Below are 23,970 nucleotides of genomic sequence, written 5' to 3' on the forward strand. Positions count from 1 at the left end.
TGATATGTCTCAGCAAGATCAAAATTTGGCGGATTCCACAAGAGAAGATGCCAGACAGGTAAAAGGCGCTGTCAATATGGGAAAGAATACCGCTAAGGGTGCAAAAAAACTTTTCGGCGCTCAAAAGGCAGGGCAGGCCGCTCTTAGTAAAGGGGCAGGTGCTCTTGGTGGCCCTTTGGGTATTTTTCTTACCAGCAAGACGGCTAGAAAGGCAATAGCCTTTGCTTTAGCTTGCTTTCTAGCCCTTATCGTTCTCTTTTTGTATGCTCTTCCTAGCTCGGGTTATGAAGCTGCTCAGTCTTACTTTGAAGTCTATGCCGAAGAATATCAGGCACAGGTTTACAGTAGTACCGGGAACGTAAAAATAGCAAAAATAACAGAGGGTGTTAAAATGGGGGCTACTATAGCAAAGGACATTTTTTCCAAGGCTCTTCAGGGTAACGATGATAAAGTAGACCCACAGAGTAAGGACGGTCTAGAGTTGCAAGTTGCCTACAATGAAAAAGCTCAAAAAGATACTTTGAAGAAAAAGATGGAGGTCTGCCGAAAAAAGGTGGATAAACGAGGAGATGATATTAAAGAAGCTATAGACAATCATGAAGGCGCCATTAAGGAGACGATCAAAAGCAAGGTATCTGAAAAAGGGAATTATGATGAAATCAATGTCAACCTAAACGTCAACAAGTACAACTTATCAGATATTGGTTCTGCTGCTGTTTGTGGCCTTTATATGGTTGGTGAGGCGGGCTCTTTAGAACAGGTTCGCCTTTCATCTCTAGCCAAGTGGCTTGGCTATTATGGAGAAGAGAGCGAGCAAAAGCGCACAACCTCTTTTGATGTTTATGGCGTGCCTTGTAAAGTGAAAACTTGGAGTGGGACCTACCTGCCTGAATATCTTTTAGAACAGAAGAAGCAGGAAAAATACACGTACAGAAACTATTTCCGAGAAAAGAATAAGGGCTTGCCTAAAAAAGAACGCAAATACACCATGATTAATTACGCCGCTCTTTCAGGTGCAGCCACAGATCTTATTGTAAAAGTAAAGGTGCCTAAACCGGAAGAGTGGGATATTACTACTTATGCAGTCACAGATGATGAAGGCAACAGTAAAACTGTTGCTGAAGTTAACGTCAACATAGACGTAACGCCAAGAGAATTGCCGGAGATTGCAGACCTCATGGGTCTCTGGATTGGCCACTTAAAAGAAGATCAGACAGAGATGATTTCTAAACTTAGCGTTAACATGGTTGGTTCATCCGGCTTTGGCATGGATATGGGTGAATATGGTTTCCTTTCCGGGGAGTGTATCCCTAGCGTTGTTAAGGGCTATGATCCGCTTAACAGAGGGGGCGCTTTACAGTGTACAGCCCACGTCTTTAACCGAGTCTATCAAGTGACAGGGAAATCCATCAACTTGGTAATGGGTAACGGTGGCGAGTGGGCCGCTCATGCGGCATCATATGGCATGAAGGTAAACCGGTCTCATCCCTTTCCGGGTGCAGCTATGTGTATGCCAGGGGAAGTAGCCGTATATACAGCCGGTGGCTCCTACGTTAATCCGGGTCGTTATGGTCACGTTGCTTTTGTTGAAAAAGTAGATGATGACGGCAACGTTTACACTACGGAATGGTGGGGGTCTCAAGCCAATGGAGTTATCCACTACGAAAAATATACACCTCAAGAAGCCGCTAAGTGCTACTACATTGATGTAATTGATTATGTAAACAATAGGTAGGTGATTGCTTTGAAAAAAATAATTTGCTCTTGCCTGATTGTCTTTTGCTGCCTTAGCCCTTTGGCTGAGACAGCTTATGCCACAGAAATTGGGCCTACAGGTGTCAACGCTTCTTCAGCCAAAGAGAATAAAGGGCAGGTGCCTGATAAAAAGGATTCTAAATCAATTGAGAATGCAGATAAAAAGAAAAAGCCAGCTATGAAACCAGAAGAAGCCTCAATCTCTAAAAGACTTAATGTAACCGGCAAGATGGAACAGGCTTTTAATGAGGACCCGGATGTTCTCAAGGAAGCTAACGAAACCGCCTACGGCTGGGAAGACGATTTAAGTAAAATCCGCTATTGGAAAACAGAGATAGGCGGAAAAGAGTTAGTGGATTTTAAGCGTCAAGCCGGTTGGCAGGAAGAGTTCTTGGGGGATATGATAGAAATCACCAGTGAACACCTAGGACTGCAAGGTAGTGGCCGAGCTGGGAATAAGAAGGCCGGTGCTGAAGAAGTGGCTAGTTTAGCTGCTGGGGAAGTGGGAACAAAAGAGGAACCGCCCGGAAGCGGTATAAATAAGTACACCACTTGGTTCTTCGGAAAAGAAGTAAAGGAAAAGAAACCTTGGTCTACCATCTTTGTAAGTTACATCATGAATAAAGCAAAGTTAGATTCCGGTGGATTTTGGAAGAAAACGGCGAGTAAAGCGGCTGCTTACCAGAACTTGACCGGCACTCTAGGTTTCAAGGCCTATAGCCTTTCTGAGCTTGAAAATTACGGTGGGGCCAGCTATAAAGCTAAGAAGGGAGATCTGTTTTTCTTTGGTGACCATATTGGCATCGTTGCCGGTAGCGGTGGAAGCGATTTAGAAATCGTTGTCGGTGATTATGAGGGCGAAGTAAAAAAGCTCACCATCAAGAAAGAGGATAAGGAATTTGCAGACGGTAAATTGGTTGCCATGGAATACCCCAAGTCTAATTATACCGATGGGGATAAGGAGCAAAATAAAGAAACAGTATTCCGCTTCTTAACTGATGAAATGGGTTATTCAGCAGCTGCCGCTTGTGGTGTCATGGCAAATATACAGCACGAGAGCGGTTTTACACCGGACATTAATGAGTACTCAGGCGGTGGTGGTTATGGCCTTTGCCAGTGGACAGGGCCTAGACGTACAAGTCTTGTCAACTGGTGCAAGAATAATGGCTATTCAGAGAAAACTTTAGAAGGTCAGCTCTGGTACCTAAAACATGAAACTGAAGGCACTTACGGTAAAATAAACGACTATATGCTTCGTATTCCCAACACTGATGCCGGTGCCTATGAGGCAGGAAGGTATTGGTGTAAAGAATGGGAACGCCCGGCAGACAGCTTTGGTCAACCTCGTTCGAGGGGACACATGGCTAAAACAAAGCTTTGGCCGGTATTTGGAAGGTGAGACAATGAGCGTTGAAAAGGATAAACAAGCAAAAAGCATCATAGGGATAATTATGCTTGGGCAAGCTATGGCGCTTTATTTTTCTCTGGTTGTGGCCAGCCTACTTTTTTGGCAAAAACATACCTATAATCCCCTTAGGCTCGTTACTATGTGTCGTGTTGGAGGATTCCCAGTGTTGATTTTTGTGACTTTTGAAATTCTCTTCGCCGGCTTATTTGTATACGGTCTGTATGATTTCCGTAAAAAATATTCAAGTGACCTCCTAGGGCGTAATTTTAGGTTTCCTAAAGAAAGAGCTTCGTATGGTGAAAGCCATTTTGAAACGCCAGAAGAATTTAAGAAGGCTGCACTCGTACAAAAGCCGGAAGATGCTTATGGAACAATATACGGGCAGATGGACAAAAGCGGAAAGGAGTTAATCAACCGCCGGATGGATAGTGTCAATCGTCTCAACTCTCATATAGCGGTCGTTGGTGCCAGTGGGACAGGGAAGACCTATACCTTTACGAAAAACTTTATCTTTCAGGCTGCAAAACGCCGTGAGTCGTTAGTCTTAACTGACCCGGATGGTGGTCTATATAGAGATACAGCAGGATATTTAGAAGATAGTGGATATATTGTCAGGCGTCTTGATCTGACAAAGTTAGACCTATCAGATGGCTGGGATTGTATGCGGTCTATTAAACCGGAATCCGTTGAGTTAGATGCTCAGTTTTTTGCTCAGACCGTTATCTCTAACGTAAGCGATGATATGACTAGCATCTATTCAACTGGGCCGCTTTCCTTGTTGAAAGCCCTTGTGTTACGGGTATTTTTAGGACCAGACTTTAAAGATAAGAATATCGGCACGGTATATGGTCTCATACAAAATGAAGGCGGTGAGGCATATCTAGATAAGCTTTTTGACCCAGATTATATGCCGCTGGAAGCAAGACCGGCGCTGGGGCCTTATCTGTCCTTTAAGCAAGGGTCTCCGAATTTGCGGGGCAACCTTATTACGAACCTTGCAACCCAGTTACAAATTCTTCAATCCGGCCCGGTAGGTTCGGTTCTTTCTCAAAATGACATTGATCTTGAGCTGCCCGGAAAAGAACTCTGTGCCTACTATTGTATTTTCCCGGACTCTCATGACACCTACAGGTTTATAACATCCCTTTTCTTTTCTATGTTGACTACCCGGCTAGTTAGCCTAGCCGATGAGCAAGAGGCTAACGAATATCACGCAGCCGGTGAGCTTCCGGTTCCAGTTAACTTTCTACTGGATGAGTTTCCTTCTATCGGTATGCTCCCGGATTGGGATAGGAAAATGTCTACTATCCGCAAGCGGCGTATAAATGCGACCATGATATTTCAAGATATCACCCAACTTCAAAACCTGTATCCGAATACTTGGGTAACGATTTTAGCGAACTGTTCTACAATGATTTCCTTGGGGATAAATGATCAGTTCACTTCAGATCTATTTACAAAACGCTTAGGTAATATGACTGTAGAAGCAAAGACTGACCAGTATATTCGCGACTTTGGTAGAAGTATGATAGGTATGACCGGTATGGATACTCATAGTCGCTCTTCAATAGGTGAGGGGCGAAGAGCATTGTTGTCCTTGGATGAGCTTTTTAAGGTAGATGAAGATAGGTTGCTTATTGTTTTTCAAGGGCATGACCCAATCCTTGCCTATAAATACCCTCATGTTTTACACCCGGAGGCTAAAAAACTCAGGAAAATATATCAATCAGATCTAATACCATTTTGGGATAAAGATGCTCGAGGTAGAAAAAGGGAAGAAGAAATTATTCGGCTGGAAGAATATTACACAACTCATCCTCGTGCCTTTGAAGTAGATAGGAGCTATGATTCTCTCGGCATTGCAGCTAGTGGTATTTCAGCCATGAAGAAAATAAAAGAAAGCTTTGTGGAGCATTTCATCTCATCGGAAGAAGCAGGGGAAATGGATGAAAATGCGGCTCTTTTAGAGCCTAAAATAAGCTTCGAGGGGGATAGGTCGTTAACTAACTTTGATAGTTGGGTAGAGGATATTAGGACTTCTGAGAAAGATTTAAATAATAAGACAAGGCTTTTGGATAAGGATAAATTAAGAAAGGAAGATTTACTAAAAAATACTAATAAAAGTGAAAAGGATAATAAGGTAAGGATTGATCGAGAAGCCGAACAAATCGTTGAAAAAAATAAAGAAGAAAGAAATAGCCAAGAGCCTCCCGAAGTAAAAGTTAAATTTAGTACAGAAAGCGATTATAATGGAGGTGATATTATGTTAGATAAAAGGAGCAGGACAAGTAGTTCTTTTCAAATTAATAATCCTTTTTAAAATATCAATAGCTCTTCTTACGAGAAGAGCTATTTTTAATTAATTTTAATACTATTAAAATTGAACATAAAAGATAAACGTGGTAATATATTCATGCCGGATGTTGCAATGTATTTTTATTTAGAAAGAGGGATATACATGTCAGAACAAAAAGAAAAAATCTTACAAAACGAGGAGTCAGTCATCAGAAATGTTAGACGCGACGGTCAGCTTAGAAATGTCATGCAGCAAGAATTTATTACCAAGTGGAACGCTATTTTATCTGCTCAGAGGTACAAGGAGTTCCTCTACGGTACTGTTTCAAGTGTGACAAGTTTTGAGGTGGGAGAAGAACGCTGCGCTGCTTTAGAACTCTTAGTTGACGGCACAATTAAGGCAACGATTCCGTTTAATGAAATCTTTAGAGATGGAAATGAAATGCTTAATTTGGATTTTATTGATACAAGAACAGAAAGAGGTAAGAAAGAACTTCTGAATAGACAGAAGGCCTTTTGCGAAAGAATGTATGGGCTGGAAGTTCCTTTTCTTGTTAAAGAAGCCTATGCAGATGAGGTTGGATCTTTAGATTTACCCAGCGATTATTTTATCTTGGGTTCCAGAAAAGACGCATTGATTGAAATGGAAAGAGGAAACTTCAGTAAAGATAGGCCTCGCATTCAAGAAAATGACCTTATCAATGCAACGGTTGTCACCACAGGCTATCAGGGGCTAGCAGTTAATGTAGCCGGAGTGGATGTTCTTATCCCTGCCAATAGAGTAACTGCTCGCTATATGGAAAATAGACGTGACTTGGAAAATATGTTTACTGTTGGACAGGACCTACCTGTAATTATTACGCAAATTCAGTACAAAAATGATGGGCATATAGAGCTAGAGGTTGACCCTAGAGGGGCCCATAACTATCTCAAAAAGCCTTACCAGGGAACGCTCTTAAAAGAGGGGCAGCAGTGTCTAGCCACTATCTCTAATATTGTCAGAAAAGATGCCGGCAAGGTGACCGTTTTCCTCTACCTTGACCAATATGACATGGCCGCTTTTACAGGCATTATTCCTTCAAGCGCAGTTCAAAATGAGGGCTTTCATCTGGGAGATATTGTCCGGGTAACAGTCATTGGTTTTACCGATGACGGCATGGTTTATGTTCGTATTCGCTCATTGCACCAGAGGGCTCACAGTTCATTAAGATAAGAAAGGGGTGTTCCGGTTGATCAAAGATGAACAGCCTAATGTATATAACATTCCTGAAAACTTTATAGATGAGTCCCGAATTATTAAAGGGATTTTTAAGACTCGCAACTTCATTGAGGGGGCATTAATTGCCCTCTTTGTTGCGGCTTTTGCTTGGTTTATTCCAATAGAAAACGTTAACATCCGGATTTTTGCCATTGTTACTTTGTGTATGCCTTTTTTTCTTGTGGGCTATCATGGGTTCAATGGAGACCCTTTTTCTGTATCTGTCAGTAACATCTATTCTTGGTTACAAAATCGTGGAGTTATGCTTTACAACACTCATACTCAAGCTCTGGCCAAGGCCCCTTTGGAGGCCATGATGGAAGATAAGATATTACAGGATAAGTTAGTTGATGCTTGGGATAATGCTGTAGAAAATAGACGGAGACGAATGTCTGCTAAGCCTCTTATTGAAGGTGAAACCTTTGAATTTGCTGATGATGAAGAATTATTTGGGATTTACGCCGATAGCAAACGTATGAAAGGCGTTGGCACTTATGACATCAACGAACCGACAAGCCTTATCCATATTGGGAAAGTTGAAGACCCAACAGAAGGAAGGAGCCGATAAGTATGCCACTGGATGTTTCTTTTTTTAAGGATAGAGAAAAATTAAAAAGTTCTATTAGGGATAGTCGAAAGTCAAATAGAAATAAAGCTAAGCCAAAACAACTTGAGCAGATTGTCAGTACTCAATCCTTTTCGCCTATTCGGGATGTAAAAGATGGAATCATCATCACAAAAGATGGTCGTTTTGTAAAAATAATGGAACTGTCACCTATTAACTTTGGCTTGCGTTCTTACGGGGAGCAAGCAAGTATTATTTCAAGTTTTGCTAAAGCTTTGAGGAACATGCCGAACTATATTCAATTTAAAGTGGTATCAAAGCGAGCAGATGTCAGCCATTTTATAGAGACAATAAAGAATGAAATGGCTCTTGAAAAGAATAATCACTGTAAAAGGTTACAGCAGGAACAGATTAATCTGATTTCTTCAGTCGGTTCAACTCAAGGGGTGTCTCGACGTTTTTTTCTAATTTTTGAGTATGAACAAAAGACAGGCTTTCAGCATCGCCCAACCTTTGACCAAGTTAAACAAGAGCTTGAAAAAGAGGCTAGAAATATTGCTGGAGACTTAGAGGATTGTGGTAATGAATTCATTTCTGTGAATAGCTCGGATGAATATGTGCTTGAAGTTCTCTACTCTATTATGAGCCGAAGCGAGTCAAGCATACGGTCAGCAAGAGACAGAGAATATGAGGTTATTGGCAGGTATGCAGCAGGACAAATGGATTTTTCTAGAAAAGATTTGCATATTCCGATTAATGATTTTATTGCCCCGGCTATCATTGATGACCGGTCCAGTCCTCGCTATCTTGTTGTTGATGATTTGTTCTATATGTACTGCTACATTCCAGGGAACTCTTACCCGGTTCGGGCTTTAGGTGGCTGGATGCTGCTCTTAATTAATATGGGGGAAGGGGTTGATGTTGATTTCTGGATCCATAAGGAAAACGTGGCAACAACCCAAAGAAAGCTTCAATATCGGCTGCGTTGGAACAAGGTTAGAATGAGAGAAACAGAAGATACATCTCAAGATTTTGAGGACCTACACGGTGCTATTGAGTCCGGTTATTATCTTAAAAGTGGTCTATCTTCAGGTGAAGATTTTTGTTATATGGCAAGTCTTATTACCATTACAGCAAGCAGCTTACAAGAACTTAACTACAAGTATGAAGCCATTAAGCGCCATTGTATTCGCAATGATATTCGTGTTAAGCCCTGTCATTTTCAGCAGTTAGAAGCATGGAAATCATCTCTACCCATTTGCCAATGCAACTCGGGAATTTGGGCTAAAGCTAGAAGAAATGGTCTCACAAGAGACCTCGCTTCGGCCTATCCTTTTGTTAGTTACGAATTGGCTGATGAGAATGGCATTCTATTGGGAGCCAATTCCAATAATGGCTCTTTAGTTTTTGTAGATCCCTTTGACACATCGAAATACAATAACGCCAACATTGCCATTCTCGGCTCGTCTGGCTCAGGTAAGACCTATACGCTGCAATGTATGGCACTAAGACTGAGACAAAAACAAACGCAAGTTTTTATTATTGCTCCCTTAAAGGGGATTGAATTTGAGCGTGCCTGTGCTGCTATCGGAGGCTCTTTCATTCGGATTGCCCCGGGAAGTGGAAATAATATCAATATCATGGAAATCCGTAAAAAAACTGAAAGTCTTGATGATTTTGAGGCGGATTTTGTTCCGGAAGAGTCTATCTTGGTAAAAAAAATTCAACAACTTCATACTTTTTTTACGCTGCTTTTGAAAGATATTACCTTTGATGAGCAGCAACTTCTTGACGAATCTCTTTTAAAAACCTACGAAAAATTTGAGATTACGCCTGCTAATGATTCCTTGGTGGACCCTAAGACAGGCGCATACAAAGAGATGCCTATCTTGGGTGACTTATATAAAACTTTAGAAGAAATGGGCCGTAAAGACAGTCGCTTGTATGGTGTACTGACAAGATATGTTTCAGGCTCAGCCAATAGTTTCAATCAACCTACGAACGTAAATTTAGATAATAAGTATGTCGTTTTAGATGTTTCTTCTCTTACAAAGGAAACACTCCCGATTGGGATGTTTATCGCTCTTGATTATGCATGGGACAAAGCAAGAGAAGACAGAACGAAGAAAAAGGTCATCTTTATTGATGAGACTTGGCGATTAGTTGGTCCGGGGTCATCGGAACTGGCTGCTGAATTTGTTCTTGAAATTTTCAAAGTCATTCGTGGCTATGGTGGCTCTGCTGTCTGTGCAACGCAGGACTTAAATGACTTTTTTGCTTTAAAAGATGGCATGTATGGAGCAGGGATTATCAATAACGCTAAGACAAAAATGCTCATGAAAACAGAGCCGAGGGAGGCTCTAGTTGTAGCAAAAGCAATGGACTTAACTGTAGAGGAAGCAGAGGAAATTAAGAGCATTAAGCGTGGTACCTGCTTGCTTGCAGCCAATACTAATCATGTATTCATTGATATTAAAGCATCCAAAATCGAGCACGATCTTATCACTACAGACGCTAAAGAATTACGTCAACTTGCTCTTGAGAGACAAAAAAAGAGGAGCGTAGAACATGATTTATAAGCACTTGAGAGATAATTTAATTTACTTTATAGAGGCTGTAGGTTTTGTAAAAGTAGGGCAATTAGTGAGCCTATTTAGTGATGAAGCCGATAAAAATACAATTCAGCAAGCCCTAAGCCAACTTGTTCGCAGTTGTGTATTTAAGCAAGACGGTGACCTAATCATAAGTGGGCGTGAAGTGAAAATAGCTGATAGCTTTGCAAAAAGGCGCATCAAAGCCTTATGGGTTGTCTCTTCTATTGGCAGCAAGCAGATTATAGATCTCTCAAGGCTTTCCTTTCCGAGGTGCTTTTTAATTCTTCTTAAAGACGACAGGGCTATAGAATTAAGCTCCTGCGAAACCGTCCAAGAAGCTTGGCAAGCACAAGTAAGGTATGAAAACGAAAAAATAAGTAACGGAGAATATAAAATTGTTCGAACAGTTTTGGTGCCGAATCGTGACGTTGGTGAGGAGTTAAAAAACTTCTATTTTAATAATTTTTGTCTGCTAGATAAAGAGAGAAAGCCTATATTTTACACTTGGGAAAGGGGATAGATTGTTGATTGATGATGAAAAAATAATTCAAAAAAAACAAAGACAAGCGGAAAAATGCTTAGCTAAAATTGAAAAGCTAGGCACTGAAATAAAAAAATATATGGAGGATGTTTCTTTTTTTTCTGCTAAGGAAGCGATAAAAATCGAGCGAGTTAGACCAGCTTTGTATGAGCTTAATAAAGATGTGACGAATCTTATTTGCGATGAAGAAGCTCTTTTCCTTACATCGAAAGAAGCAGAAGAATACACAGGAGAGGTCGCCTTTTCTATAAAAGGTTTTTTTGAAAAAGATCGCTTTTGTATCAAAACGCCATCTCTACCTTCAATTTATTCTCAAGGAAAAAGGAAGGTCTTTAGTAGCTTATATGCTGATGAAGTAAAGCTTCTGTTGCAATCAAATAAAAAGAAATTGTCTAATTTTTCCCAGGCAAATATCTCAATTATTTCAATAAGAGCAAGTGATAGCTGTGGGATAGATAACGATAATATTGACAGTAAAGCTATTGTAGATGCTATCGCCTACTATCTAAAAGCTGGTGATAGTCCTAGAGCTTGTAGCTTTTATTTGGCTTCAATTTTTGACGATACCCTTGAAGAAGGGACTTATTTTATTGTCACCGGTGACTATAAGAAGGCTCCAGGTTTGAGTGAAATTGAAAGCTGGATAAAAACTTTAGAAAAAGAAAATATGTCTAAAAGGACGTAAAATGACCTGAAAAAATCGGATTTTATCATGAAAGAACGATAATTATAAGAAAAAAGCAGCGTAAAGCGATAAAAAACATGCGATTTCCAAAAGCGGGTATTTTATGGGGCGTTTGGTAAGCCTAAAGAGCTTGAAATGTGCTTTAGGTTAGGGCTTTGGCCGGATTGAGAAAACTTATTAAAGAGGGAATATAAAGCACTCCCAGTCAAGTCATTTTAGGAGGTGAGAGCCATTACCTTATCCAAGAAAGAGCAGATTTTGCTCTTACTTTTCTACCACAGCTACATCTCAAGGCAAACCTTTCTCCAGCTTCCCGGCTCCATGGCGACAACCTATGCATCCCTTAAAAGTTTGGTCCAAGAGAGGCTTATAAAAGAGCGCACCTTAAACTACAAAATCAATTCAAGGCCCTATAAAGAAAGTTGCTACTCTTTGAGTCTTGATGGATTAAAGTACCTCAAGACAGAAGTTTCCATCCCGGGCAGTTACTACCCTGAGCTCATAGCAGCAACGCCACTGCCCCCGAGCTTAAATATCTCAGGCTTTGGCAGTAGTCATGAGAGAATCATCAGCTACCTTAAAAAAAGTACAGTCTCAGTTTTCTCAGCCATGTTAGGTGCATCCTATAGGCCCTTATACATCTACAACGGAGAAGATGTAGCCCACTCTCTTGGTACGCTTGTAAATCAAGGGCTAAAGGAACTGCAAGATAGAAATATGCTTGTGAACCCCTTGAGCCCCTACCGGTTTGTAAGCTCAGACGAAATGCTTAAGGAACTTAGACAAGCAAATAGCTGCGACACCCCATATAGAATAGGACGTGAAGCCGGCGTGTTAATAAGCGAAAGTCAGTCGCTCTTACTTTACCGTCTAGGCGAAGAAGGATTTGGGTGGAGCAAGTGGCACTTCAAAGCAGAATTACCAGCCTATGTAAAATACCTGCATCTTATCGAAAGAAATGTAGTTCCTCGTGAAGCTAGTGCAGCCTGCCTAGTACCAAACGCAAAAATATTTGCAGACACCCTTCTGGATAAAAGAAAAAAGCGGAGAGCAGACGAGCAACTAGGTTCATACATTCATAGCCTTTACGTCTTCCCTGAAAATAAAGATGGTATAGCAAGCGCCCGGACCTGGCTAGATTATGGCGAGAGCCTAAAAGAGAGCCTTATTAGCGCAGCTACAAAAGAGGGCCCCTATGATAAAAATAACAAGCAGCTTTTTCCGCTTAGCCTAAAAGGACAAGACGTTTACCTCAGTCCATATCTAAGCTACAAAGATCTAGAAAAGCTTCGAGATTATCCGAGGAACTTTCGCATCCTTTGCCTGCCTTGGCAGGAAGAATACTACCGGAGAATTTTTCCGGATACCCCGTGCGACCATATTTACATGTGAAAGGAGTCATCACTATGCAAAAGACAAGCAAAGAAAATAAAATCAAGCATAAAATACTATCCAGCCTTTTGGCCTCGGTCATATTGCTGAGTATAGCCCCTAATGTTACGCAAGCAGCAGAAATCCCTAGCGCCATTGTAGAAACAGTCAGCAGTGGCGAGAGCATCAACTACCAAGCTCTAGCGAACCTCCAAGCCGAGCGAAGTGATACCAGCATCATCACAGACAGCCAAGCTCAAGCAGAAAAGCAAAAAGCACTTCTTTATCCTAGGCGGAGGACTATTGGCCCTCATGATGATAGCCTACCTAGCCATTAACCGTGCAAGCAAAAAGTGAGGAATAGCCAATGAATAAAAATCACCAAGACATACTAACCAAGCGAAGAGAATACTACCGGCGTAACCGTGCCTATATTCGCAGGAGAGATAACGCAGGAGCCAAGCGGTTACGGCAACAGAACCCTGAAAAATATAAAAGGATTAGAAAAATCTACAACGAGCAAGATAAAAAAAAGACAACAATACGACCGAGACAGAACCTTGGACCTAAAAAATAACCCTGACTGGGAAAAGATTATTGCAGCCATCGAAGAAGAGAAAGGAGGCCAATAATGGAGCTATACAACAAACAGGAACTTGCAGAACGAAGCGAACTCTTGCAAGAAACAGAAAGAAATAGCCTGCACAGGATAACACTTGGTCAAGAAACACTTTTACTTCTCAGCCTTCATGGCCAACCGGATACCCCCATCCACCTCCTATTTGAAGAAAATGAGCCGGACAAAGTCCAGCTTTTTGCAAACCTTAAAAATGTCGCTAACACCTGCCTGGATATGGGCCAAAGTGAGCCTCAGGAAGAAGAAATAGACTACCAGTTTATCATCAAAGAAGAACCGCCCCTTACCGCAGTAGACCTTAGTCAAAGTACAGAAAAAGAGCGGGCCATCTTTCATTTGCAAGTAACCGCAGCCCTCATCCAGATTAACGCATGGCTAAATGGATTGGAGAGCAGACTGGGTGTCATTCATTACGAAGACCTTTGCATCTCTCAAGAAACAGGGAACATCTTGCTTCAGTCCTTGGTTTATGACCCGGAAGATAAAGTCCTTTACTACACTCCTCCCTTGGACCAAGCATTAGCCAGTGAATCTGCCCTTCTTTGCAGTCAACTATGGAATCGTCTCAACAACAGAGACCCACTGGAAACAGTAAACATTGACCAGCCCCCTCAAATTCTCAGTGAAGATGGTCGGGAGATGCTTGAAAAGCTTATATTGGGAGAAAGCCTAGACCCAGAACTTATCTACAGTCAACTGAGAAATGAAATAGAAAGGTTATCCTCAGTCGGTGAAAAGAAAAAAAGTGGGCTGAAAGAAAAACTCAGCGGTAACAAAGAAAAAGAAGCTCGTCCAAAGAAGCGAAAAAAGAATTTGCCACCCCTGCCGGTACTCCTAGCGGCCGGTATCTTAATTGCCCTTATGTTACTCAGGCTGGTAAGCTGTCAAGCAAAAGATAAGCCGGACGATTCCAGTTTACCACCTGTAGAAACAGAGCAAAGCAGCCTGCCGGATAGTGCCGCCTCCGGTGACTTTAACGACAGCGAACTTTCCGAACTTGAAGAACGACAAGAAGAGGAGGACGCCGCTAAAGAAAAAGAATTAGAAGAAGAACGGGAACAGGAAGATCAAGAGGCTAAAGAGAAAGAAGAAACTGAGCAAAAAGAAAAAGAAGAAGCAGAAAAAGCACGTCAAGAAGCACAAGAAGCGGATAATGAAAGAGAAAAAGAACGGGAGCGTAGTTATAACGACCGGATGAAAGGTCTAGAAGAACGAGAGCAAGAATTGAATCGCAGAGAACAAGCGCTCAAGGAAAAGCAAAATCAATTAAGCCAAGCGCAAGCAAATGCTCAATCTCAACAGCAACAAGCAGCCCTTAACCGGCAAAACAACCCTGCACCTACAGCCAAAGAAAATCCGGCTAGGAAAAGTGGCATAAAAATTAGCAATACCGAAAGTTTTAACGTTACCCCGGGTGCTGTTAACCTCTCCCTTAACGGTAAACAAAAATTGCAACCTAATAAGACCTGTATATGGCTGGTAGATGATACAAGTATCGCTACTGTCAAAGAAGGGACAGTTATAGGCTTAAAACAAGGCACAACCGTCATAAAGGCTCAAACCTTGCAAGGGGAGACCTATACCATTAGTGTCACCGTAAAATAGTCGCAAATTGCCTATAAATGATTAATGCGACCATATGATGAAAGGAGCTGTTAGCTTTGCAAGGAGGAACTCACTTTATAGCCGGTTTAGCTATAGGACTTGGACTTCTAACCCTAGACCGCTTCCAGATGCCTCTTACAGAAAGCCTCGCCTGTTTAAGTGCAGCAGGCATTGGCTCCCTCTTTCCGGATATTGATACCCCAGACAGTAAGCTGGGGCATATGGTAAAGCCATTAGCCCTAGCCATCAATAAAAGCTTTGGTCATAGAGGAATAACCCACTCTCCATTATTAGTCGTTATTCTCTTTGCCTTCCTAGAAATTCTCTTGCCCGACTACCACAACCTAGCTATATTCTTTGCAGCAGGTATGGTAAGCCATCTTTTGTTGGATATGCTTAACCACAAAGGCATACCGCTTTTGTATCCCTTGCCGGTGAAATTTCATATCGCCAACTTGAAAAATGCTAGTGTAGAAGAACTTGTTATTCGGATGGCCTTTAACATTACAGCGTTTCTATTATGTTTCTATCATGTGAAAGGAATGATACAGCTATGAACCTCCCCTACACAAAAGAAAAGGTATCACTATTAACTAAGTTGGCTGAAAGCCATATGGAACGAGCAGAGCTCTTTCAAGAACTCGCCTTAATGACAGCCTCTCTTGCCATAGAAAACGGAGAAATGGAGGTTGAAGAAGCAGAAATATTTTTCTCCTCAGACCACTCCCCCTATGTTCGCGAAATCCTTTCAGGCAAAGACCTTTTACAATCTTTCTTAACCAGAGGTGTTCTCTTTGACTGATGAAGAAAAAATCGCCATATGCCTTGAACGTCTTAACCAAAGCAGCATTTACGATATTGCAGATAAGATGGGCTATTGCGGACAAACCATCTACCAAATCCTAGATGATCTCCCGGGAGTGAGAGGTAGCTGTACCTTGTCGCCTATCCCGGATAGTCTTTCTAAACAAGTAATCGCTTACTACTTTCTGGGCCGTACCAGCCTTGAAATATCTCAACAACTTGATCTTTACCCAGGAGAAGTAATAGACGTCTTTGCAACCCTTAAAAGTAAAAAGAAACCGGTTGTTACAAGTAAGTACTATCCAAGGGTTACAGATTGGCTCAATCAAAACAGATGTACCATAAAAGAATTGGCTAGGGCAATAAACGTCCAGCCAAATAAGCTCAGTAGCATTCTAAGAGGTGGATATAGGAGCCACATGAGCTACAAGGTAGCTCAGAAGATAAGGGATTATACTGGACTTAGTTTGCAGGAAATCTATGCTGTTCAGCTACGTGGGAGGGACGAATCGTGAATAAAGCACAAAAAAACCTGCTCCTCGTTGTTGCCATTATAGGCTGCATAGCCCTAGGAATTTTTTTAGGCAAGCTTATTTTAAGGGGACCTGAAGTAGAAGGACCCGAAAAAGAAACATCCTCTAGGCAAGAAGAAAAATTAACGCCGGATACAAAATATGCTAATGACGAGATCGTGCAATACAAATTTGATAAAGGCACCCTAACTGCCGGGTTGGGGAAAAAGATAAAAGATGACTGGATCTACTTGAACCTAAATAGTGACTACAAAGGAAATATTGGTTACTATGTTGAATCCAGTCGAGTCCCTTTAGATATGAGCCGTGGACAAGACCAGACGGAAGGTACCGTAAACCTATCTAAAGAAAATAACGTTATTTTACGCAGTCAGTTTTACCAGATTGACCTGAGCCCGAGTCGTTATATGAATGAGAAGGACTTTGGTGTTCGTTGGCAAGATGACGAGCTATTTGATGGCAAGCGTGACGGCACAGAAATTTCTATCCGGGGCGTTGACAGAGATAGCGGTGAGCTTCTCTTTATTGCAGACCTTACGATTACCTATAACAAAAAAACAGGTGAGTACCGGATAGATAGTCTTAAAAATGCAGAAGCTTTTGAGAAACAAGAAATAAGCCGAGAAGAAAGGGATAAGGCCATAGATCAAGCCATTAACTTTGTGTCCGACAAGCTTGAATTAGACCTTCCGGATGACTGGAAAGAAAGAGCCCGAAAAGGTGCTACTTGTCATATGCATAATATGACCTATTTCCCCCGTTACTTGGATAAAGAGAAAAAGGTAGCCCAAAAGAAAGACATTACCAATTGTGCCAATATGGTAGCTGTCAATTTGCCTTTAGAAAAAAATAGATATGGCTTTGTAACTGTTTATTTTGCACCAAAGACTCAGCTTATTGGCCTTTCTAAGCCGGCAGCTCCAGGAGAGGATAAGTTAAACTTGAAGCTGGTTGGATATGATCCCATCTACCCTAAAAACCCTCAGGTCATACTGGCCCCGCCTGGATTCTTTAGCTAAGGAGTGATACAATGGCAAGGATATTAGATACCCAAGAACAAAAGGAAGCCCTTCGGGAGATAATGGAAGGGCTAAGACAAATAGAGGATATAGACAGACTTTTAGCTTCGGATAAAGCCTTCAGCCTTGGTATTTTAGGCTATAACAAGTTGAAAATCTCCTTTGATACCGCTAGTACTGAAGAAATACAAATAAGGCGCCTGCTGGCTAAATTAAGAGCCAAGATAGCCAAGAAAATACCACCCATGGCTGATAAGTACCATATAGCCCTAACAGATGGAGAAGAGTGCCTGCTTGTTGGGGAAAGAGAAGAGGCTTTGCCTTGAATTGAATATAGCCCTACGCCTAAGCACTTATGTAATGTGATAAGACATATGTTACAGAAACAGATAAATGGTTTCCATCTAGTCAGATATGCCATGCTTGCGGAAGGCGGCACCCTGAGTTAAAAACATCTCCATGAAATCTCGTCCAAAAGAAGTTGACTTAGGATGGTAAAAGTGGTAATATGATAATGAGGTTAGAGCATGGCCTCACTTCTATCTTTCTTTTTTAGAGAAGCAGGTAAAATTTTGCATACTTCTCCATTCATTTCTCCTTCGGCTAATGGCCGGAAAAAAGCAAGCCTCCTTTCTCCGGGCTTGCTTTTTTTATGAGTTGTGTGTACACGCTAGATAAAAACCCGACCAGCTTAATTGCCGCTCGGGTTTTCCTTTGTTTAGAGAGCTTGATAGCCTAAAAGTACACCGGGTTCTTCTTCTCTGAAGTAGATGACATAGACTCCGTTTAAATTAAACTCTTTCTTACCCGGCACAATAAAAGTAAAGTAGGAGGGGATATCATCGCTGGTGGCGAATACTACCTTGGTCCGGTTTCTCGTTTTGATAGGTCTAACGTCTACAGCCGAAACGGCCTGCTCTACAATCTTACCTGAAGCAAAGTCGAGTTTTGTTGATAGGCCTAGGTATACCAAACCTAGAGATACAACAATACCTAGCAAATAGCTTGGCCGCCCCTCTGTAATAGCTAAAAACAGACAAAAGAGAAGCACTCCGGCTGCCATTAAGTACTGCATGATGACCTTCTTTTCGAGCCCTGCCGGTAGGTCTGTGCTATTATATAGCTTACGAGCCGCTAGGGCCTCTTTTTTAAGGCGCTTTTTCTCTTTTGCTAATCTGGGTCCAAGCTGATTTACTTTATCTTGATATTGGCCTTTTTGTGGCTCCTCCGGATCGTTAGTTGTTTGTACATATGGAGAAATCTCCTTTTCTGTGCTGCCACTAGCAAAATCCTCTTCTTCAGGCATTTCTATTGTTAACACTGTTCCTGTTAAGTTCCCATCTTCGTCTATTAAATACAGTTTCCTTTCAGCTTCATCATATCGGCCCTCTCTAATCAAAGTACCAAAGGTAAATACTCGTCGAGGGAGTAAAAGGATTTCTTTATCCGTCATTTTTGGATACCTCCTGAATGCAAAAGATACTTTTTCCTAAAATACATAGTACCACGGAAATAACTTTAAGTCTATTGCTGGTTGACTAAAAATCCCTAAAGTGGTAGTCTACTGTTAAGTAAGTTAAACATTATCCAGCAAGGAGGATAACATATGGCAATTCCTTTTGAACGTGAAAGGGTAGAAGAAGATATTCGGGAAATTCTCTTAGCATATGGAGAGCGTGATCCAGGCCGTTTGGAAGCTTTTAAAGAACGCCATAAGAGCAAAAATATAAATACTAATGATGTCAGAGGAATGACCTACGACATGCTTTTCGATTTTGCGGTGACCTATGATTTAACGATAAGAGAAGTTTTTCGTATTTGTGACATATCTTTCTACCCCTTGGAAGAGCCTGAGAAAGCTTTCTTGGAATTAGCTGGGCAGGCAGACCATAGCAGGTTTCCTGCTTTAAGAGCATCTATGGAGCGTCTTCTGCCTGAACCCTGGCAGTCATTTAACGAAACAACCCCCTCTAAACGGATAAAAGGGTATGCAAAACAAGCACTCCCTAAAGGTCGGCGTAAGTTCCAGAATGAATATCTAAAGAAGGCATGGGAAGACAGGACAGGGTCTACTACGATTCCGACGAGAGAACTGCCGGCTGCTGCTAAAGAGTTAGGTATTCCTATGAACTGGGTGTTAAATGCCGGAATGCCGACATATATCTACAGCGAAGATTCGGAAGTAGAAGATCTGCTCGCTATTTTTGCTCTTTTACAACCCTATCTTAAACAGACTGTACTCGAAGGCATTAAACTTTTGTGAGGGGGAGAGGAATTTGGATATAATAGCTGATTGGAACAAGCTTCCTGTCGGAAAGAAATACGAAGCCTCACTACCGATTGCTATATCTCTGCGTAATGAGGCATCCGCGAGAGTTAAAGGCTTTCTAGAAGCAAGCGGAAAGACTGCCGGGACTGTTGCAGATAATATAGGCGTCAACAGAGGGGGCTTTTCACGGTTTCTAAAAAGCAGATTTAGTGTGCCGATGGATAGTATGAGGAAACTAGCCTATAGTGAGTTTAATGTCAGTATTCATTCTCTCTTTTTTGGAGAAAAGGGCATTACACCGCTCCCTAAACTCTTGGAGGAAATAGTAGAAGAATGTCCTAATCTGGAGGTAGAAGGGCAATTAAGCTATGTAAGTAGAGCTGCGTCTTTGAACAGGCGAGTTCAAGAACTGGCACAAGACAGGGCCATCCCGATACCTGATTTATGCGGTAAAGAGGTCTCCCAAGCCTTGAAAAACAGCTTGCGGAGAATAGAGGCTGAGCCGGATTTTGAACCCAGGATAAACTTTCTCATTTTCATGACAATGTATTTTAATACAACAATGGATTACTTTTACAGCCAAAACTATGCCCGCTACACAGATGTATCTGCTCATGGCAAAGTTATTCAAGATAGCGAGAGCTTGCGATTTCTAAGACTTTATTTGGAAAAAGAGAAGATAGATAGGGAAAAGATAGGTGGTCAAGCGCTGGCTTGCGGTTGGAAATGAACCACCCACCACCTAAAGGTAATGGGTTTTCTGTTAAATGGTTTACCAGACTTAGTGTTCAGAAATGAATACTACGATATTTAGGTCATGATACCTACAGTTGACGCAACAGACTGTTGCTCTATCATACATGTTTAAGTTAGGTCAGAATAAGAACAGCCTTGTGATATGTATGCAAAAAGCCTTTATATCATTGTCGAGTTGAAGTCGGAACAGTTGTATGGTAACAGTACAGCAAAGTACGCATCACCTACCAGTTGGTAGAGTATTTATAAGGAGAAACTTATCTAGCGTGTCGTGAAACTCCTTGCTTTAGCTATGGGGACTTCGAAAGTTTTGAGAAGTGAATATCCGTCATTGAAAACAAGAATACCGTCACTGTGGACAAACAGCTACTTTGTATCAACTGTTGGTGGTGCTCCGCTTGATGTAATCAAGCAATATATCGAAAATCAGAAAACATCGCAAAGACAAAAGGATAAATTAGGATAATGCAAAAAGGTGTTAAATTTAGAATCTATCCGAATAAGGAACAGCAAAATTTAATCAATCAAACTTTTGGATGCTGTAGGCTTATCTACAATAAAGGTCTTGCTATGCGTAACGAAGCGTATCAGAATGGCAATAAAATTGGCTATTCACAGACTTCTGCAATGCTGACAGACTTAAAGAAAAGTGATGATTTTGCATTTCTTAAAGCGGTAGATTCTATTGCTTTACAACAGTCCTTGCGTGATCTTGACAGAGGTTTTGTAAACTTCTTTCAGAAACGTGCATCCCATCCGACATTTAAAAGTAAACGTAATCACCGCCAGTCCTACAGAACAATCAATCAGGGCAATAATATCCGTATTGTAGGGAAATATATAAAACTTCCCAAGTTAGGCTTTGTGAAAATCCGTCAAACTATGGGAGTGGGGAAAATCAATAACGTAACCATTGAGCGTACACCGACGAATAAATATTTTGCTGTTCTGAATGTGAAATTTGAACCACAGCCAATGAGTAATAAAGGTGGTAAGATTGGCATTGATGTGGGTATTAAAGAGTTCTATTCCGACAGTAACGGAAATGTAGTACACAACCCTAAATACCTTGAAAAATCAATGCGTAAGCTCATACGTGAACAACGGAAATTGTCACGCAAAGAAAAAGGTTCAGCCAATCGTAATAAACAGCGTGTTAAGGTTGCCTTAGTACATGAAAAGATTACTAATCAAAGAAACGATTTTTTACAAAAACAATCCACTATGTTGATTCGTGAAAACCAAACTATCTGCATAGAGGATTTAAAAGTAAAAAATATGATGCGTAATCATAAATTAGCACAGCATATAGGTTCTGCGTCGTGGTCTAAGTTTTTTGATATGTTGTCCTATAAATCTATTTGGTACGGGAATGACATTGTAAAAGTGCCTACCATGTATCCAAGCAGCCAAACATGTTCCTGTTGTGGATTTAAAAATCCACTTGTAAAGAATCTTGCAATCCGTAAATGGGAGTGTCCGGAGTGCCATACAAAGCATGATAGGGACACCAACGCAAGTATCAACATACTGAATAAAGGACTGCAAATGCAGTCAGCATCGTAAACATAAAACAATAGAACATATGACCTGCACCGTAGGGCATACGGGAACAGTATAATCTAGCTTGTGGACACTGTGTAAGACATTGAGATACCAAATGGTATCAGCAAATGCAGTAGTGGTTGAAGCAAGAATCCCCCTGCTTTAGCTGTGGGGAGTGTCAAAAAATCGTGCCTTCTTTCGGGAAGGCGCTTCTTGCATACTTTGTGTTGACTATAGAGAACAAACATTATACAATAAGGGCATGACTAACTAAATAGAAACCACAACTGAACTCAGAATAGTTTTGGTGGAAGTACCCAGAATGGGCAGTAGGGCTGAGCTGCTGTTAATAAAGACCAGTATATATACTGGTTGATATCTTGCGAGTAATCGTAACTTTATTCTTGATGGCCATTTCTGCTTGCTTGACACAAGCGGGACGGTGACTAGAATTTCAGTCGATACATTTACTTCCCTTAAACCGGAGGCGATCATTCTCTTAACAGAAAAACCAGAAGTAATCTCCCATCGCAGGAAAGAACGCGATGGTATAGATGTCACCCTGAAAAGTATCGATGCTTTCCAAACCGAGGAGCAAAAATACGCGGAAGAAGTCGCCGCGCAAATTGGAGCCATGCTTTTCATTTCAACGGGCTCTGAAGATCTTCCACGAGCTCTCGACTTTATTAAGTCACGATAAGGAGGAAATCTATATGGCAGGCAAATTTGAGCGTAGACCTTTTTCTGAAATTAATCTTAGCGATCCGTTCTTCGATTCGCTGAAAGCTGATTATCCGGGCACTGCTACAAGCAAGGCTTTTCCGAAATGGTTCGCAGAAAAAGCTGCCGAAGGTAAAAAGGCTCTGGTCTTCGAGGATGAGCAGGGAATCGGTGCCTTTATAAATATTAAGCACGGAGAAATCGAAGCTATTCCCTTGCAGGATGGTACAACCTTACCGAGAGATTCACGTCTTAAGATAACAACAATAAAAATCGACGAGCGTTATCAGCATCAACGCATCGGCGAAGGTGCCCTTGGTCTTACTCTGTGGAATTGGAGAGACTCTGGCTCCAATGAAATCTATGTAACTGTATTTGATAAACACACAAGCCTTATATTCCTTCTTGAAAAATACGGTTTTTCATATGCAGGAAACAATCTGAATGGAGAGCGCGTTTATATCAAAGATCGCCGGAATCTTGACTTTTCTGATCCCTGTAAAGCCTTCCCTTTTATCAGCAAACAAATTGACCGGGCAGGCTGCCTCGCCATAGACATGGCCTATCACGATACAATGTTTCCTTCCTCTGACCTTGCAAATACCCTGCAGGAACGAGTTGATATTAGCGTTGCTAATGGTCTTAAGAAGGTTTACCTCGGAAAGCCGTATAGCCTTGCTTTCAAAGTTGGAGAACCAGTCCTTATCTATCGGAAATACACCGGAGATCAAGGAAAGCCCGGCTATAAATCGGTTATTACGTCATATTGTATAGCCACCCGAATCGAAGAGATAAAGTCAAACGGCGTCGCACAATACAGCTATGACGAGTTCCTCCATATGGTAGGAAACAAATCTGTATATGACGAATATGAACTGAAAACGCAATATGATACGTGGGCGAATCTAACGCTCATTGAATTGCTATATTACGGTTACTTTGGAGCCGGGAATAATGTAAACTGGAAGTGGTTGAAAGATAATGACTGCTGGCCGGGAACCCACCCTATGAATTTCCGTTATACGAAAACTCAGTTCGAAACAATTCTCAGGGAGGGTAATGTAGATGTCGACAATGTTATTATCGATTAAACCCAAATATGCTAATGTAATTCTTCAAGGTAAAAAGGAGTATGAGTTCCGAAAAAAGCGATGTCGTGACGGCGTAACAAAAATTGTATTTTACTCCTCTTCGCCTCAAAAGCAGGTCGTTGGTGAGGCCGAAATCAAAGAGATCATAGAGGGAAGCCCGACAAAAATATGGGAGATTGCCAAACATGCAGCTGGCATCACTCGGAAGGCTTTCTATGATTATTACCGTGGGCGACATACCGCAGTGGCTTATAAGCTGAAAAACGTGGTGGTCTACGAAGAACCAAAGGAACTATCGGATTACGGAATCAGTCATGCTCCACAATCATATGTATATCTTGATTAAAACTTCTGTCACGCTGTACGAATTTGCAGCGTGACTTTTTCTTTGTAATGTGATAAGACATATGTTACAGAAACAAATAAAAAAGAGAGATACTCTGATACAATAAGTTTCAACCAAAAAACAAAGTATCAAAAGGAGTATCTCTCATGGCAAGTATAACCGAAGAAATGCGT

22 protein-coding genes and 2 pseudogenes are annotated in these 23,970 nt (G+C 41.3%); 23 read left to right on the forward strand and 1 reads right to left on the reverse strand.

What is annotated here, in order from left to right; translation table 11 throughout:
• Window positions 1–4 precede the first annotated feature (4 nt).
• The 16 genes from BLQ16_RS05030 (at window position 5) to BLQ16_RS05105 (ending at window position 17,396) form a co-directional block, all read left to right on the forward strand.
• The gene (locus tag BLQ16_RS05030; protein WP_091791654.1) at window positions 5–1,735 is read left to right on the forward strand and encodes a CHAP domain-containing protein; all 1,731 of its coding nucleotides are present in this window, start codon (window positions 5–7) and stop codon (window positions 1,733–1,735) included.
• A 9-nt stretch (window positions 1,736–1,744) separates the two neighbouring features.
• Window positions 1,745–3,154, forward strand: a complete 1,410-nt coding sequence (locus BLQ16_RS09635; RefSeq protein ID WP_159427988.1) for a phage tail tip lysozyme — start codon at window positions 1,745–1,747, stop codon at window positions 3,152–3,154.
• A gap of 4 nt (window positions 3,155–3,158) precedes the next feature.
• Window positions 3,159–5,483, forward strand: coding sequence for a VirD4-like conjugal transfer protein, CD1115 family (locus BLQ16_RS05035; RefSeq protein ID WP_159427989.1), 2,325 nt, complete (start codon window positions 3,159–3,161; stop codon window positions 5,481–5,483).
• 138 nt (window positions 5,484–5,621) lie between these two features.
• The gene (locus BLQ16_RS05040; protein ID WP_091791656.1) at window positions 5,622–6,671 is read left to right on the forward strand and encodes a hypothetical protein; all 1,050 of its coding nucleotides are present in this window, start codon (window positions 5,622–5,624) and stop codon (window positions 6,669–6,671) included.
• Between the two features lie 16 nt (window positions 6,672–6,687).
• Window positions 6,688–7,284: a hypothetical protein gene (locus BLQ16_RS05045; RefSeq protein ID WP_091791657.1), complete on the forward strand. Its 597-nt coding sequence runs from the start codon at window positions 6,688–6,690 to the stop codon at window positions 7,282–7,284.
• A gap of 2 nt (window positions 7,285–7,286) precedes the next feature.
• Entirely contained in the window at window positions 7,287–9,860 is a 2,574-nt protein-coding gene (locus tag BLQ16_RS05050) for a VirB4 family type IV secretion system protein (protein ID WP_091791658.1), read from the forward strand.
• Complete coding sequence (locus BLQ16_RS05055; RefSeq protein WP_091791659.1) at window positions 9,850–10,395, forward strand: DUF5697 family protein; 546 nt, start codon at window positions 9,850–9,852, stop codon at window positions 10,393–10,395. The genes BLQ16_RS05050 and BLQ16_RS05055 overlap by 11 nt, the downstream gene beginning before the upstream one ends.
• A 4-nt stretch (window positions 10,396–10,399) precedes the next feature.
• Window positions 10,400–11,101 (forward strand): hypothetical protein, encoded by a 702-nt coding sequence (locus BLQ16_RS05060; protein WP_144019664.1) that lies wholly within the window; start codon window positions 10,400–10,402, stop codon window positions 11,099–11,101.
• A 258-nt stretch (window positions 11,102–11,359) separates the two neighbouring features.
• A complete protein-coding gene (locus BLQ16_RS05065) occupies window positions 11,360–12,493 on the forward strand; it encodes a hypothetical protein (RefSeq protein WP_091791661.1) in 1,134 nt (377 codons plus the stop codon).
• A 14-nt stretch (window positions 12,494–12,507) separates the two neighbouring features.
• Complete coding sequence (locus tag BLQ16_RS05070) at window positions 12,508–12,810, forward strand: hypothetical protein (RefSeq protein ID WP_091791662.1); 303 nt, start codon at window positions 12,508–12,510, stop codon at window positions 12,808–12,810.
• A gap of 293 nt (window positions 12,811–13,103) precedes the next feature.
• The gene (locus BLQ16_RS05080; protein ID WP_091791664.1) at window positions 13,104–14,714 is read left to right on the forward strand and encodes an Ig-like domain-containing protein; all 1,611 of its coding nucleotides are present in this window, start codon (window positions 13,104–13,106) and stop codon (window positions 14,712–14,714) included.
• A gap of 56 nt (window positions 14,715–14,770) precedes the next feature.
• Window positions 14,771–15,271 carry a metal-dependent hydrolase gene (locus BLQ16_RS05085; RefSeq protein ID WP_159427990.1) on the forward strand — a complete coding sequence of 167 codons (501 nt, stop codon included), beginning with the start codon at window positions 14,771–14,773 and terminating at the stop codon, window positions 15,269–15,271.
• Window positions 15,268–15,516: a hypothetical protein gene (locus BLQ16_RS05090; RefSeq protein WP_091791666.1), complete on the forward strand. Its 249-nt coding sequence runs from the start codon at window positions 15,268–15,270 to the stop codon at window positions 15,514–15,516. The genes BLQ16_RS05085 and BLQ16_RS05090 overlap by 4 nt, the downstream gene beginning before the upstream one ends.
• On the forward strand, window positions 15,509–16,033 hold the full coding sequence (locus tag BLQ16_RS05095) for a helix-turn-helix domain-containing protein (protein ID WP_091791667.1): 525 nt from the start codon (window positions 15,509–15,511) through the stop codon (window positions 16,031–16,033). Before BLQ16_RS05090 ends, BLQ16_RS05095 begins: the two co-directional genes overlap by 8 nt.
• Window positions 16,030–17,070: a hypothetical protein gene (locus BLQ16_RS05100; protein ID WP_091791668.1), complete on the forward strand. Its 1,041-nt coding sequence runs from the start codon at window positions 16,030–16,032 to the stop codon at window positions 17,068–17,070. Before BLQ16_RS05095 ends, BLQ16_RS05100 begins: the two co-directional genes overlap by 4 nt.
• 11 nt (window positions 17,071–17,081) lie before the next feature.
• Window positions 17,082–17,396, forward strand: a complete 315-nt coding sequence (locus BLQ16_RS05105; protein ID WP_091791669.1) for a hypothetical protein — start codon at window positions 17,082–17,084, stop codon at window positions 17,394–17,396.
• Between the two features lie 392 nt (window positions 17,397–17,788).
• Here BLQ16_RS05105 and BLQ16_RS05110 read toward each other — a convergent pair whose 3' ends face one another.
• Window positions 17,789–18,523: a hypothetical protein gene (locus BLQ16_RS05110; RefSeq protein WP_091791670.1), complete on the reverse strand. Its 735-nt coding sequence runs from the start codon at window positions 18,521–18,523 to the stop codon at window positions 17,789–17,791.
• Between the two features lie 153 nt (window positions 18,524–18,676).
• On the opposite strand from BLQ16_RS05110, the gene BLQ16_RS05115 reads away from it, so the two are divergent.
• The 7 genes and pseudogenes from BLQ16_RS05115 to BLQ16_RS05145 all read left to right on the forward strand — a co-directional run bounded on the left by BLQ16_RS05115 (window position 18,677) and on the right by BLQ16_RS05145 (window position 23,797).
• A complete protein-coding gene (locus tag BLQ16_RS05115; RefSeq protein ID WP_091791671.1) occupies window positions 18,677–19,333 on the forward strand; it encodes a hypothetical protein in 657 nt (218 codons plus the stop codon).
• A gap of 13 nt (window positions 19,334–19,346) precedes the next feature.
• A complete protein-coding gene (locus tag BLQ16_RS05120) occupies window positions 19,347–20,069 on the forward strand; it encodes a hypothetical protein (RefSeq protein WP_091791672.1) in 723 nt (240 codons plus the stop codon).
• 324 nt (window positions 20,070–20,393) lie between these two features.
• Window positions 20,394–20,561 (forward strand): annotated as a pseudogene (locus BLQ16_RS05125) (IS200/IS605 family transposase); the annotation flags it as partial.
• Window positions 20,561–21,661: an IS200/IS605 family element RNA-guided endonuclease TnpB gene (tnpB, locus tag BLQ16_RS05130; RefSeq protein ID WP_091791673.1), complete on the forward strand. Its 1,101-nt coding sequence runs from the start codon at window positions 20,561–20,563 to the stop codon at window positions 21,659–21,661. The pseudogene BLQ16_RS05125 and the gene tnpB, both read left to right, overlap by 1 nt.
• A gap of 376 nt (window positions 21,662–22,037) precedes the next feature.
• Window positions 22,038–22,340, forward strand: a pseudogene (locus tag BLQ16_RS05135) (AAA family ATPase); the annotation flags it as partial.
• Between the two features lie 13 nt (window positions 22,341–22,353).
• The gene (locus tag BLQ16_RS05140; RefSeq protein ID WP_091791675.1) at window positions 22,354–23,451 is read left to right on the forward strand and encodes a hypothetical protein; all 1,098 of its coding nucleotides are present in this window, start codon (window positions 22,354–22,356) and stop codon (window positions 23,449–23,451) included.
• Complete coding sequence (locus BLQ16_RS05145) at window positions 23,426–23,797, forward strand: ASCH domain-containing protein (protein WP_200781881.1); 372 nt, start codon at window positions 23,426–23,428, stop codon at window positions 23,795–23,797. The genes BLQ16_RS05140 and BLQ16_RS05145 overlap by 26 nt, the downstream gene beginning before the upstream one ends.
• The last annotated feature ends 173 nt before the right edge of the window (window positions 23,798–23,970 follow it).

The organism is Peptococcus niger (genome assembly GCF_900101835.1).
Lineage (GTDB): Bacteria > Bacillota > Peptococcia > Peptococcales > Peptococcaceae > Peptococcus > Peptococcus niger.

Bases quoted from the DNA above. Each gene is read 5' to 3' on its own strand.
- BLQ16_RS05105 (WP_091791669.1), top strand. From the start codon at position 17,082: ATGGCAAGGATATTAGATACCCAAGAACAAAAGGAAGCCCTTCGGGAG.
- BLQ16_RS05050 (WP_091791658.1), top strand. From the start codon at position 7,287: ATGCCACTGGATGTTTCTTTTTTTAAGGATAGAGAAAAATTAAAAAGT.
- BLQ16_RS05090 (WP_091791666.1), top strand. From the start codon at position 15,268: ATGAACCTCCCCTACACAAAAGAAAAGGTATCACTATTAACTAAGTTG.
- BLQ16_RS05030 (WP_091791654.1), top strand. From the start codon at position 5: ATGTCTCAGCAAGATCAAAATTTGGCGGATTCCACAAGAGAAGATGCC.
- BLQ16_RS05070 (WP_091791662.1), top strand. From the start codon at position 12,508: ATGCAAAAGACAAGCAAAGAAAATAAAATCAAGCATAAAATACTATCC.
- BLQ16_RS05115 (WP_091791671.1), top strand. From the start codon at position 18,677: ATGGCAATTCCTTTTGAACGTGAAAGGGTAGAAGAAGATATTCGGGAA.
- BLQ16_RS05145 (WP_200781881.1), top strand. From the start codon at position 23,426: ATGTCGACAATGTTATTATCGATTAAACCCAAATATGCTAATGTAATT.
- BLQ16_RS05140 (WP_091791675.1), top strand. From the start codon at position 22,354: ATGGCAGGCAAATTTGAGCGTAGACCTTTTTCTGAAATTAATCTTAGC.
- BLQ16_RS05110 (WP_091791670.1), bottom strand. From the start codon at position 18,523: ATGACGGATAAAGAAATCCTTTTACTCCCTCGACGAGTATTTACCTTT.
- BLQ16_RS05040 (WP_091791656.1), top strand. From the start codon at position 5,622: ATGTCAGAACAAAAAGAAAAAATCTTACAAAACGAGGAGTCAGTCATC.
- BLQ16_RS05035 (WP_159427989.1), top strand. From the start codon at position 3,159: ATGAGCGTTGAAAAGGATAAACAAGCAAAAAGCATCATAGGGATAATT.
- tnpB (WP_091791673.1), top strand. From the start codon at position 20,561: ATGCAAAAAGGTGTTAAATTTAGAATCTATCCGAATAAGGAACAGCAA.
- BLQ16_RS05080 (WP_091791664.1), top strand. From the start codon at position 13,104: ATGGAGCTATACAACAAACAGGAACTTGCAGAACGAAGCGAACTCTTG.
- BLQ16_RS05055 (WP_091791659.1), top strand. From the start codon at position 9,850: ATGATTTATAAGCACTTGAGAGATAATTTAATTTACTTTATAGAGGCT.